The following is an 11,203-nucleotide window of genomic DNA, read 5'->3' on the forward strand; positions in this document are numbered from 1 at the left end:
AACACATGGATATCAATTTTGAACATCAACAATCTGCCCATTGCGAAAATGGGGTAGCTTCAAATTTACTGAGGCATCGGGGCATGATCCTATCCGAACCAATGGTCTTCGGTATCGGTAGCGGTCTGTTCTTCGTATATCTTCCATTTATCAAAGTCAATTTTGCCCCTGGTTTCAGCTACCGGCCGATGCCGGGAAAGATTTTCAGGAAATTAGCCAAACGGCTCGGAATCGGGGTCAAACACCAACGATTTTCATCGCCGGAAAAGGCAAAGGCTGTCCTGGATGAAAAATTGAAACAGGGCATTCCGGTGGGTTTGCAGGTAGGCGTTTACCACCTCACCTATTTTCCGGACGAATACCGTTTTCATTTCAACGCGCACAACCTGGTCGTGTACGGCAAGGAAGCCGACGAATACTTGGTCAGCGATCCGGTGATGGATTACACCACACGGTTAACCGAAGAGGAATTGCAACGCGTTCGCTTTGCCAAGGGAGCGCTCCCCCCAAAAGGGCACCTCTATTACCTGGAGCGGCTGCCCACAGACTACGATCTTGAAAGGGCCATCAAAAAGGGAATCCGTCAAACATGTAACGACATGCTGGCACCTGTTCCCATCGTGGGTGTGCGTGCCATGAAATGGGTAGCTGCCAACATCCGTAAGTGGCCAAAAACCATTGGCATCAAAAAGACCAACCATTACCTCGGCCAGCTCGTGCGTATGCAGGAAGAAATCGGTACGGGCGGCGGCGGGTTCCGCTTTATTTATGCTGCATTCCTTCAAGAGGCGGGCACGTTGCTTACCAATCCGGCACTGATCCAGCGGTCGGAAGAAATGACCGCTATCGGCGACGCGTGGCGTGATTTTGCATTGGATATTTCACGTATCTACAAAAACCGAAAATCCGGCAGCGATGTTTATGAAAAACTCTCCGATAAATTGCTGAGTCTCGCCCAACGGGAAAAAGAGTTCTTTATGCGATTGAAAAAGGATGTTTAGTGGACCAATTCAACAACTTTCCTTATTTTCGTCCCATGGAGGAAATCATCCGTGTATACCAACTGTCCAAACGATATGCGGGAAGTGACCGGTATGCATTGAAAGATTTATCGCTTTCTATCAAGCAAGGTGAGATTTTCGGTCTACTTGGTCCTAACGGAGCAGGCAAGACTACATTGATTTCTACCCTGTGCGGCATGATTAAACCCACATCCGGAGAATTGTGGTTTAAAAACCTTAATTATCGGCAACATCGGCGAAAGATACAGCAGCAAATCGGTGTAGTCCCCCAGGAATATGCGCTCTACCCGACGCTCACCGCAGCTGAAAACCTCTATTACTTTGGGAGCCTTTACGGCCTTCCTGCGGCAACCTTAAAACAAGATGTTGCCCACGGATTGGAACGTGTAGGCTTAGCGGATTTTGCCCAAAAACCCATCAAAACATTTTCCGGCGGTATGCAGCGACGGGTCAACCTGTTGGCAGGCATCCTGCACCGGCCGAATGTATTATTTTTGGATGAGCCTACCGTGGGCGTGGATGTACATTCGAAGGAAGTGATCATGGCATTATTGCAAGAACTCCATGAACAGGGAACAACGATTATTTACAGTTCGCATCACCTCAACGAGGCTCAGCATTTTTGCACCAAGATCGCTATCATTGACGAAGGGAGTATCATTGTTGAGGGTAAGCCGCAACAGCTGATCGAATCCGTATCGGGTGCAACCACATTGGAAAATGTTTTTATCCATCTTACGGGAAGCCAACTCAGGGATTATGCGTAAATTGATCGTATCTGCCTACAAGGAAGTATTGCTCTTATTGCGTGACTGGGGCGGATTGGCCATCCTGTTTTTCATGCCGTCTGTATTAATCATTACCATTACACTCATCCAGGAAAGTACCTTCAAAGCGGTGGGCGAATCTGTACTGCCCATTGTATTGGTTGATGAGGACCAAGGAGAAATCGGACAGCTGGTGGCCAAGAATCTTGCGGAAGCGCCCAATATACAGCTGGTAACCGAATTGGACGGATCTCCCATTGATGACAACCGGGCACATGCTTTGGTGAGCAGCGGAGAATACCAGATCGCCCTGGTTATTCCCAAGGGGATCAGCGACGAACTGAATGACAAAGTAAACTATAACGTTGATAAAATACTCGGAGAATTTGCATTAACGGAAAACGACAGTACCACTGCCAATCCACCTGAAAAAAAATGGAAGGCCAAAGAGATTACCATCTATTTTGACCCGGCAGCCGGACAAACGTTTCGGAACGGTGTCAAAAGCAATATCGAGCGGATGCTTTCGAAAGTGGAAGTGCAGAAAATTTACGACGTATTCATCAACCAGATGGAACTTTCGGAAGACCCTGGCTTGCTCAATGATGAAATCATTACGTTTAATGAAACCATTGCTCAAAAAGGTGAAGACGGCATCATTCCCAATGCCGTGCAACACAATGTCCCTGCGTGGATTCTATTTGGCATCTTTTTTATTGTTGTCCCACTGGGCATTAACCTGGTAAAGGAAAAAAACCTGGGCACCTACATCCGGCTGCGTACAAGTCCGGTTTCTTACGCCATCATCCTTGGCGGCAAAATCATGACCTATACCGTCATCTGCCTCATCCAGTTTGCATTGATGCTGCTAATCGCGAAATATATTTTCCCGCTCATCGGACTGATTGAATTCGATCCGGGGGCTCAGCTCCCGCTGATGATACTGATTGCATTTGTAGCAGGCCTGGCAGCGATTGGGCTGGGTATCCTCATCGGAACGGTGGCCGAAACCCAAGAGCAGTCGGCTCCGTTCGGCGCTATATTTGTGATTATCCTTGCTGCCCTTGGCGGCGTATGGGTACCTACCTTTATCATGCCGGAGGTGATGCAGAAAGTGTCGGCGTTCTCACCCATGAATTGGGGTATCTCGGCCTTTTACGACGTCATCCTACGCAATGGCACGGCAACCGATATCGCACGTCCGCTGGGGTATTTATTGCTATTTTTTGCAGTCACTCTCATGGCAGCTCTATTTTATGACAAAAAACATCAAACGCATTGACGCATTCACCGCTTCAACATACCACCCGCTTCCGTGTACGGTTTAACGAGACAGACCCATTGGGCATTGTATGGCATGGGCACTATATCACGTATTTCGAGGACGGGCGGGAAGCATTTGGAGAAACATTCGGTATTTCCTACCGGGATATACAAAGCAACGGCTTTTTGGCGCCGGTGGTCAAATGTACGTGCGAATACAAATCGCCGTTGCGGCATGGCGATTGGGCAACCGTAGAAACCACCTTTATCAATAATCCCGCTGCCAAGATGATGTTCCGGTATACCATTTATGGCACCTCCAAACAGATCGTTGCAACCGGGGAGACCATTCAGGTGTTTACAGATACCAAGGGCGAGCTTATGCTTACCAATCCACCGTTTTTTGAAACGTGGAAAGCACATCACGGGTTGTTATGAAAGCAGCTATCTTCATTGTCGGCGATTGCGTAATTTCTCCGTTGGGTATGGGAAGCACGCTTAATTTTGAAAAGCTCCTGGCCGGGGAAACTGCGGTTGCTCCGCTTGATGACACGACGCTCGCCGAGCATCGCATCCATGCAGCGCGCATTGCCGACCACCAGTGGGTTGGAAAAATCCAGAACGCATCGAAATACACCCGTCTTGAAACACTATTTATCCTGGCCATACAAAACCTCATCGACACCTACGGTATTCCGGTCGATAGACGTACGTTGGTAATCTTGTCCACAACCAAAGGAAATGTATCGCTGCTGCATAACCCCGCTGCACGGTTCCCCGAAAGCCGTGTATACCTTTCTGAGATGGCTCATGAAATCCAACACTACTTCGGATTTGAAAATCAGCCGATCACGATTTCGAATGCGTGTATTTCCGGTGCATTGGCGCTGTCTGTAGCCCGGCAGCTCCTGCAAAGCAGCGATGCCTATGAACACGTGCTGGTGGTGGGTGGCGACGAGATTTCGAAATTCATTGTTTCGGGTTTTGAGGCATTCCAAGCGCTATCCGATGGCCGGTGCCGTCCGTTTGACCGCGACCGCAACGGTTTAAATCTCGGCGAGGCGGTTGCGGCAGCGTATGTAACAAAAAATCCCACCGACGACGCCGTCTGCATCCGGGCTGCGGGGTCCTTCAACGATGCCAATCATATTTCCGGCCCGTCACGCACGGGAGAAGGGCTATACCGGAGTATCCGGGAGGCCATGCGGCTAGCCGGAGAGCCTGTGCTTGATTTCATTTCGGCGCATGGTACGGCAACCGTTTATAACGATGAGATGGAAGCCATTGCCCTGCACCGTTGCGGCTTATCAGCCATACCGCTGCATAGCCTCAAAGCCTATTATGGCCATACACTCGGGGCAAGCGGCCTGTTGGAAACCATTTTGGGTATACACTCACTCAGGGCCGGTGAGCTGATCCCTTCGCTTGGCTTCCAGTATCCCGGCACGAGCAAACCGCTGAACGTCATTACCCAGCCAATTGCACGCCCCATGAGCAGGTTCCTGAAAACAGCATCCGGATTCGGTGGCTGTAACATTGCGCTAATTTTTGAAAAAGTGTAATCCCATGGATGCTTCCCCCTCTTATATCCAATCCTACTGCACGATCCGCGATCGCTCCATCGTACTGAATGGAACGATCTTTTTAAAAATGGACATCGCCACCCCATTGGCCGACTTTCTTAAATCTGCCTATCGCCAATTGGATATCGATTATCCGAAGTTCCATAAGATGGACAGCCTGTGTAAAGCCATCTTCATCGCGACCGAGCTCATGGCCCGGCATTCGGGTCCTTATGCAAGCGATACCGCGCTTATTTTCTCCAATCGTTCCTCCAGTTACCTATCTGACAACAAGCATGCGACGGGTATCTTTGACACAGAAAATCAGACCGCCAGCCCAGCTACTTTTGTCTATACATTGCCGAATATCGCACTGGGTGAAATCAGCATCCGTCATCAATTGCATAGCGAAAATGTTTTCTTTATTTTTGACCGCTATTTGCCCGAGTTTCTCGTCCCTTACACCGAAGCGGCACTGGACGACAAACAGATTGAACATGCGATCGGCGGATGGACAGAAATAAGCGAGCATACGTGTGATTTGCTGCTATATCACATCGGTAAGTTGGGTAGTATACCGCATACCGTTGCGAAGTTGAAACGAATATATAACGAACATGAGTGAATTGACACAAGAGCTGAAAGCAAAAATTATCACCCAACTGAATCTGGAGGATCTTACCGTGGACGACCTGGATGACCATACGCCGTTATTCGGTGATGGGTTGGGACTGGATTCCATTGATGCACTGGAACTCATCGTGATGCTCGATAAAAGCTACGGCATCAAGCTATCAGATCCAAAAGAAGGCCGGAAGGTTTTTGAGACCGTTCAGACGATGGCCGATTTCATCGAGGCAAACCGCAAATGACCCCAATTGTCCCGATAGCTGTAACCGGAATGGGGGCCATCTCCGCCATCGGGAACAATGTAACTGAAAATTTCAGATCGCTTGTTGATTCGAAGCACGGCATCGCCCCCATCAGGCAACTTGACACCTGGCACCGAGAACGGCTATTGGCTGGTGAGATACACATGGACAATGCCGAATTGTATGACCGCTTGCAGCTGTCACGAGAGGCAGCCTATACGCGCAGTACCTTGCTAGCGCTGATGGCCACAAAAGAAGCCATAGAAACTGCTGCTTTCAAACCTGGAGACGGATATCGCACCGGCTTGATTTCTGCGACAACAGTGGGCGGCATGGATGCGACCGAACGATACTACGACGATTACCTGGTATCGGAGAAAAACCGGTCGTTTATTCAGACACACCCCTGTGGGTATGCAGCAGAACAAATGGGGAAGTATTTCGGAGTATCGGATTTTATCACCACCATCAGTACCGCCTGTTCATCAGCTGCCAATGCGATTATGCTGGGAGCCCGGATGATCAGAGCGGGCCAGTTGGACCGTGCCATCGTAGGCGGCACTGACTGCCTTTCCCGGTTTACCATCAACGGTTTCAACTCGCTGATGATTTATACAGACGGCCATTGCAAACCATTTGACGAGAATCGCAATGGATTGAATCTGGGTGAAGCGGCCGCCTATTTGGTGTTGGAAGCTCCGGAAGTCGCCCGTAAGCGTATGAAGTCGCCCATCGCCTATCTGACAGGGTATGGCAACGCCAATGATGCGTTTCATCAAACTGCTTCTTCTGACAATGGCGAAGGAGCTTACTTGGCCATGCGGAGGGCGTTGGAAGTTTCGGGGCTGAATCCGCGCGATATCGACTATGTCAATGCACACGGTACGGCTACCCCAAATAACGACCTTGCGGAAGGTAATGCGTTGCTGCGGATCTATGGATCGGCATCGGCAATTCCGCCCTTCAGTTCCACCAAAGCCTTTACCGGCCATACACTAGCGGCTGCAGGGGCCATCGAAGCCGTCTTTTCTATCTTGGCCCTGCAACACCAGGTGGTTTTTCCGAATCTGAATTTTTCGCAGCCCATTGCGTCCTTGGGTATTGTTCCGCAAACGGCATTAACGGAACAAAGAATAGACCATGTGCTGTCCAACTCCTTCGGGTTCGGTGGTAATTGCAGCACCCTGTTATTTTCCAAAGATCATGACTAAGCCCATTTATATTCACGGCAGCGGCTGCGTGTCTGTCCAACCCACATTTGAAGCAGGCTACTTCTTCGACCATGTAACATCCTATACTCAGAATCCTGTTCCGGCATTGGATCCCGATTATAAGGCGTTTATCCCTGCGCTGCAGCTTCGGCGTATGAACAAAAGTATGCGGATGGCGATTTTCGCTTCCAGAATGGCCATGCAACAGGCCGGTATCACGACCGTAGATGCCATAATCACCGGCAGTGGCCTGGGATGCCTGCGTGATTCAGAACGTTTTGTTGAAGCACTGCGGACCGATGAAGGTTCGTTGCTGAATCCCACCCCTTTCATTCAATCCACGCACAATATGGCAGCAGCGGCCCTGGCGCTTTCGTTGGGGTGTAAAGGCTACAATATGACCTACGTAAACAACGCCAACTCGTTTGAATCGGCCTTGCTGGATGCGATGATTTACCTGACAGAACATCCTGCTGCAACGATTTTACTGGGAGGTGTCGATGAATTGGGTGAACGCACAACGCAATTCTGGGATCTTGCAAACTATCTGAAGCGCGATGATGCCACCATCCCCACGCCGCTGATAGAGCAAGCGACACCCGGCGAGATTGCGACGGAAGGGGCGACTTTCTTTGTGGCGTCCCAAGAACCGGGAGACCATACTTTTGGAAAAATACGAGCCGTGGAAACACGCTTGGAAGTGGATGCGCCGGAAATATTTATCAGCGGTTTCCTGCAGCGAAACGGCATCGAAGCTGAAACGCTGGACGCCGTCGTTTTAGGCTATAATGGAGATTCCCGTTACGATGAAATCTATCGAACATTGGGAAGTTCCCTTTTTGCTAATTTACCGCAGATCGCGTTTAAGCACGTGGTTGGCGAATACGACACGGTAGTTGCGGCAGCACTTTTTCTGGCGCTCGGCATCTTTCAGCGCCAACACGTACCTCAACGCTTACTACTGAATCATAGCAGTATACCTCCTATCTTACGAAGGATCTTAATCTATACGCAACGCCGCGGACAGAACCATAGTGTGATTTTGGTGGAAAAATGATTGGGTTAATTATAGGTTTACTGCTGATCGCTGTCACTACGCTGGTGTTGGGTATCTTCAACATCCAATGGAATTTCTTCCTGAAGGCTGTCCACCGGGCAGATACCACATCCCGGCAAATCGCACTCACGTTTGATGATGGTCCACATCCCGTGTATACATCGCAGGTACTCGAGCAGCTGGGGAGACATCGCCTTCACGCTACCTTTTTTTGCATTGGCAAACACGTCGTACAATACCCGCACGTGGTGAAGGAATTGCTACATCGCGGCCACGTAGTGGGAAACCATTCTTTCACCCACGCTGTTACCATCGATTTTCATGACCGTGCAAAATGGGTGACGGAAATCCGACAGACAGACGACGCGATCGAGCAAGCCACGGGAAAACAGTCCCGATTTTTTCGTCCGCCCTACGGCGTAACCACCCCTCATCTAGCAACGGCTATCAAAGAAACGGGGCACACCGTCATCGGATGGAAAGTACGCCCCTACGACACATTAAATCGCTCGCCTGAACAGATTGTGCATGCTATTCTACGGAAAACGAAACCTGGCGACATTATCCTGCTTCATGATACACATGAACGGATAGTTCCGGTTTTGGAACAGTTGTTGCCAGAACTGAAGAAGCGGAAGTTTGAGATGGTGACCGTGGAAAAATTAATCCAACAACATGCATATACGCAAGATTAGTTTGATAGGAATCGTATTGTTTTTGGTGAGTCTGACGGTAGCTGCGCAACAGCCATTGACGGCCTCTGAAATTGCTACATTAAAAGAAAAAACGGCCGCAAGCGCAAAAAAACTACAGTCACTTGAAAGCAGCTTCACGCAAACCAAACAATTGAGCTACCTGGAAAATGTCATCGTATCGACGGGCAAACTTTACTTTAAGCCCCCCAGGAAAATCCGTTGGGAATACATCAGCCCTACGCCTTATACGGTGGTTTTCCATCACGATAAGATGTATACACGCAACGAGGCCGGCAAGACGTCACAAACTGATCTCGGGGCAAACAGAAGATTTAGCACGTTGAATGAGTTATTAACGAAAACGGTTCAAGAAGGTATTTTTTTTGATGAAGATCGCTTTACTATTTCCTACTCCAAAAGTAAACAGGAATATGCGGCCGTGCTAACACCAAAAGAAAAGGCACTCAATAAATACATTAAACAGATTGAATTAACGATTGACGGTTCCTCTTTTTTGGTAAAAAAAGTAAAAATCGTCGATCCTTCGTCCGATTACACGCAACTGGACTTTGCAAACCAACGTAAGAATATACCCATACCGGAGGATAAGTTCATAGCCAAATAGTTTCCATAATTTTTTACTTTTGCTCCCTATGTCGCTTTTACACGACTTCTATTCCATCGCATCATTTTCTGCCCAGGATCAGAAAGTGTCGGCTTCCATCGTGATCAACAAGGATCATCCGGTATTCAGGGGGCATTTTCCGAACCGTCCCGTCACACCGGGAGTGTGTATGATGCAGATCATCAAGGAGCTGGCCGAAAAGTGGGCGGCCAGTACCCTGATACTGAAAAAAGCACGCAATGTGAAATTCATGGCTATTATCAATCCTACCGAACATCCAAACATTCAGGTAACCTTGGATGTTGAAGAAGAAGATGGACTGCTTTCGGTCAAAAGCACGACATCGTTCGAAGACACGGTGGCACTCAAGTTCAGCGGTGTCTTCCAAAAGGAAACACGTTAAGATCGAGTCATGAGAAAAGTAATCACCTTTTTTATTATTACAACAATCAGTTGGTTAGGCACGTATGCCCAGGATCTGGAAAGCATACGACTTCTCTACAAAGATGCCACGAAATCAAAAGAGCAAGCAGAAGCATTTTATGAACCCGTAAAGGAAGTGACCCAAGCTGACCAACCGGTTCTGGTCGCTTACAAAGGAGCGGGGCTGATGCTGTTAGCGAGATACGAAAAACTGGCCAACCGTGGGCCGAGTGTCAAAGAAGCTGCGCAATGGATCGAACAGGCAGTATCGGCCGATCCAGAGAATGCCGAAATCAGACTCATCCGGCTCAGCGTACAGGAACACCTCCCCCGGTTTCTCAAATACAACCAACACATCGATGAAGACCGGCAATTTATACAGCAAGCATTGCCCTCACTTAAAGACGAAAGCCTCACAGCCATGATCAATGGCTATTTTGAAGAGTTTTCAACGAAATGAATGAATCAACCTGAATGGCCAACACTGACGTATTAACAACCATCAACGCTTGTGTAATCATTCCCACCTACAACAACGCAAAAACCCTTTCCCGGGTAATCGATGGGGTACTTACCTATACGTCGCACCTAATCGTGGTAAACGATGGAAGTACGGATGCAACCAACCATGTCCTATCCCGCTATGCTACGCTGACGCGCATTGACATACCGCGTAATCGGGGGAAAGGAAACGCACTGCGTGAAGGGTTCCGCGAAGCCCGCGCGCAACGCTTTGATTATGCAATTACACTGGATTCAGATGGACAGCATTTCCCGGATGACATTCCCTTGTTTGTGGACGATATCGAAGAAAACGGGCTAGCTCTGTTGATTGGCGACCGCAATATGAATCAGGAAGGCATTCCTGGAAAAAGCAGTTTTGGCAACCGGTTTTCAAACTTTTGGTTCCGGTTTGAAACAGGAATCGCGCTTTCCGATACCCAATCCGGTTTCCGGCTTTATCCCCTCCGGGAAGTCTGCGATATCCGATTTTATACGACTAAATTCGAATTTGAGATCGAAGTGATTGTCAAGGCTGCGTGGCGGAACATACCGATACGCAATGTACCTATACGTGTGCTATATGACCCCGATGAGCGGATTTCGCATTTCCGGCCCTTCCGCGACTTCACCCGCATCAGTATCCTCAACACCTGGCTGGTGCTGGTAGCCTTGCTGTATATCCGTCCACGCGATTACTTCCGTACGTTCAGGAAAAAAGGGTTTAAGCGATTTTTTTTGGAAGATCTGCTGCACAGTGCAGACCCGCCCCTGAAAAAGTCGCTTTCCGTAGCGTTGGGCGTGCTGATCGGGCTATCTCCTTTCTGGGGGTTCCAAACCGTAATCGTGCTATTTCTAGCGTGGATATTCCGACTTAATAAGCTGATTGCATTTGCGTTTTCAAACGTGAGCATTCCCCCGCTGATCCCATTTATCGTTTACGCATGTTTAAAAATTGGCACGTTTGTATTGGGAGAATCTACCACGGTATCATCTTTCAACTGGCGGCAGTTTGACACATACCGCCCTTATATCCAACAGCATCTTACCGAGTATGTGGTGGGAAGTTTTGTATTGGGTATTTTTGCCGCTGCAGTGGCCGGAGCCTTATCTTATGTGCTGCTAAACACCCAGTCAGGCCGGAACGTACAGAAAACGACTTAGTAAATTCCCGATATCTGCTAACTTTGCATTTCAAACGTTTT

At 48.8% G+C, this 11,203-nt stretch carries 14 protein-coding genes; all 14 read left to right on the plus strand.

What is annotated here, in order from left to right; translation table 11 throughout:
• The first annotated feature begins 5 nt into the window (after nucleotides 1-5).
• The 14 genes from darH to BMZ56_RS05495 are packed head-to-tail and all read left to right on the plus strand — an operon-like array spanning nucleotide 6 to nucleotide 11,162.
• Nucleotides 6-1,001, plus strand: coding sequence for a BtrH-related acyltransferase DarH (gene darH, locus BMZ56_RS05430; RefSeq protein ID WP_090625189.1), 996 nt, complete (start codon nucleotides 6-8; stop codon nucleotides 999-1,001).
• Between the two features lie 35 nt (nucleotides 1,002-1,036).
• On the plus strand, nucleotides 1,037-1,789 hold the full coding sequence (locus BMZ56_RS05435; RefSeq protein ID WP_090625789.1) for an ABC transporter ATP-binding protein: 753 nt from the start codon (nucleotides 1,037-1,039) through the stop codon (nucleotides 1,787-1,789).
• Nucleotides 1,782-3,071 (plus strand): ABC transporter permease, encoded by a 1,290-nt coding sequence (locus BMZ56_RS05440; protein WP_090625192.1) that lies wholly within the window; start codon nucleotides 1,782-1,784, stop codon nucleotides 3,069-3,071. The genes BMZ56_RS05435 and BMZ56_RS05440 overlap by 8 nt, the downstream gene beginning before the upstream one ends.
• Nucleotides 3,068-3,490 (plus strand): acyl-CoA thioesterase, encoded by a 423-nt coding sequence (locus BMZ56_RS05445; RefSeq protein WP_090625194.1) that lies wholly within the window; start codon nucleotides 3,068-3,070, stop codon nucleotides 3,488-3,490. Before BMZ56_RS05440 ends, BMZ56_RS05445 begins: the two co-directional genes overlap by 4 nt.
• Nucleotides 3,487-4,614: a beta-ketoacyl-[acyl-carrier-protein] synthase family protein gene (locus tag BMZ56_RS05450; RefSeq protein ID WP_090625197.1), complete on the plus strand. Its 1,128-nt coding sequence runs from the start codon at nucleotides 3,487-3,489 to the stop codon at nucleotides 4,612-4,614. Before BMZ56_RS05445 ends, BMZ56_RS05450 begins: the two co-directional genes overlap by 4 nt.
• A 4-nt stretch (nucleotides 4,615-4,618) precedes the next feature.
• Nucleotides 4,619-5,239 carry a hypothetical protein gene (locus tag BMZ56_RS05455; protein ID WP_090625200.1) on the plus strand — a complete coding sequence of 207 codons (621 nt, stop codon included), beginning with the start codon at nucleotides 4,619-4,621 and terminating at the stop codon, nucleotides 5,237-5,239.
• Nucleotides 5,232-5,486: a phosphopantetheine-binding protein gene (locus BMZ56_RS05460; RefSeq protein ID WP_090625203.1), complete on the plus strand. Its 255-nt coding sequence runs from the start codon at nucleotides 5,232-5,234 to the stop codon at nucleotides 5,484-5,486. Before BMZ56_RS05455 ends, BMZ56_RS05460 begins: the two co-directional genes overlap by 8 nt.
• On the plus strand, nucleotides 5,483-6,697 hold the full coding sequence (locus tag BMZ56_RS05465; protein ID WP_090625205.1) for a beta-ketoacyl-[acyl-carrier-protein] synthase family protein: 1,215 nt from the start codon (nucleotides 5,483-5,485) through the stop codon (nucleotides 6,695-6,697). The genes BMZ56_RS05460 and BMZ56_RS05465 overlap by 4 nt, the downstream gene beginning before the upstream one ends.
• On the plus strand, nucleotides 6,690-7,754 hold the full coding sequence (locus BMZ56_RS05470; protein WP_177195041.1) for a beta-ketoacyl synthase chain length factor: 1,065 nt from the start codon (nucleotides 6,690-6,692) through the stop codon (nucleotides 7,752-7,754). Before BMZ56_RS05465 ends, BMZ56_RS05470 begins: the two co-directional genes overlap by 8 nt.
• Nucleotides 7,751-8,449, plus strand: a complete 699-nt coding sequence (locus BMZ56_RS05475; protein WP_090625211.1) for a polysaccharide deacetylase family protein — start codon at nucleotides 7,751-7,753, stop codon at nucleotides 8,447-8,449. Before BMZ56_RS05470 ends, BMZ56_RS05475 begins: the two co-directional genes overlap by 4 nt.
• On the plus strand, nucleotides 8,430-9,074 hold the full coding sequence (lolA2, locus tag BMZ56_RS05480; protein WP_090625213.1) for a flexirubin biosynthesis/transport protein LolA2: 645 nt from the start codon (nucleotides 8,430-8,432) through the stop codon (nucleotides 9,072-9,074). The genes BMZ56_RS05475 and lolA2 overlap by 20 nt, the downstream gene beginning before the upstream one ends.
• Nucleotides 9,075-9,102: 28 nt before the next feature.
• Nucleotides 9,103-9,477: an ApeI family dehydratase gene (locus BMZ56_RS05485; RefSeq protein ID WP_090625216.1), complete on the plus strand. Its 375-nt coding sequence runs from the start codon at nucleotides 9,103-9,105 to the stop codon at nucleotides 9,475-9,477.
• Nucleotides 9,478-9,486: 9 nt separating this feature from the next.
• Complete coding sequence (locus tag BMZ56_RS05490; protein ID WP_090625219.1) at nucleotides 9,487-9,957, plus strand: hypothetical protein; 471 nt, start codon at nucleotides 9,487-9,489, stop codon at nucleotides 9,955-9,957.
• Between the two features lie 14 nt (nucleotides 9,958-9,971).
• Entirely contained in the window at nucleotides 9,972-11,162 is a 1,191-nt protein-coding gene (locus BMZ56_RS05495; protein ID WP_090625222.1) for a DUF2062 domain-containing protein, read from the plus strand.
• Nucleotides 11,163-11,203: the final 41 nt, after the last annotated feature.

Source organism: Parapedobacter indicus, assembly GCF_900113765.1.
In the GTDB taxonomy this organism is placed as follows: Bacteria; Bacteroidota; Bacteroidia; order Sphingobacteriales; family Sphingobacteriaceae; genus Parapedobacter; species Parapedobacter indicus.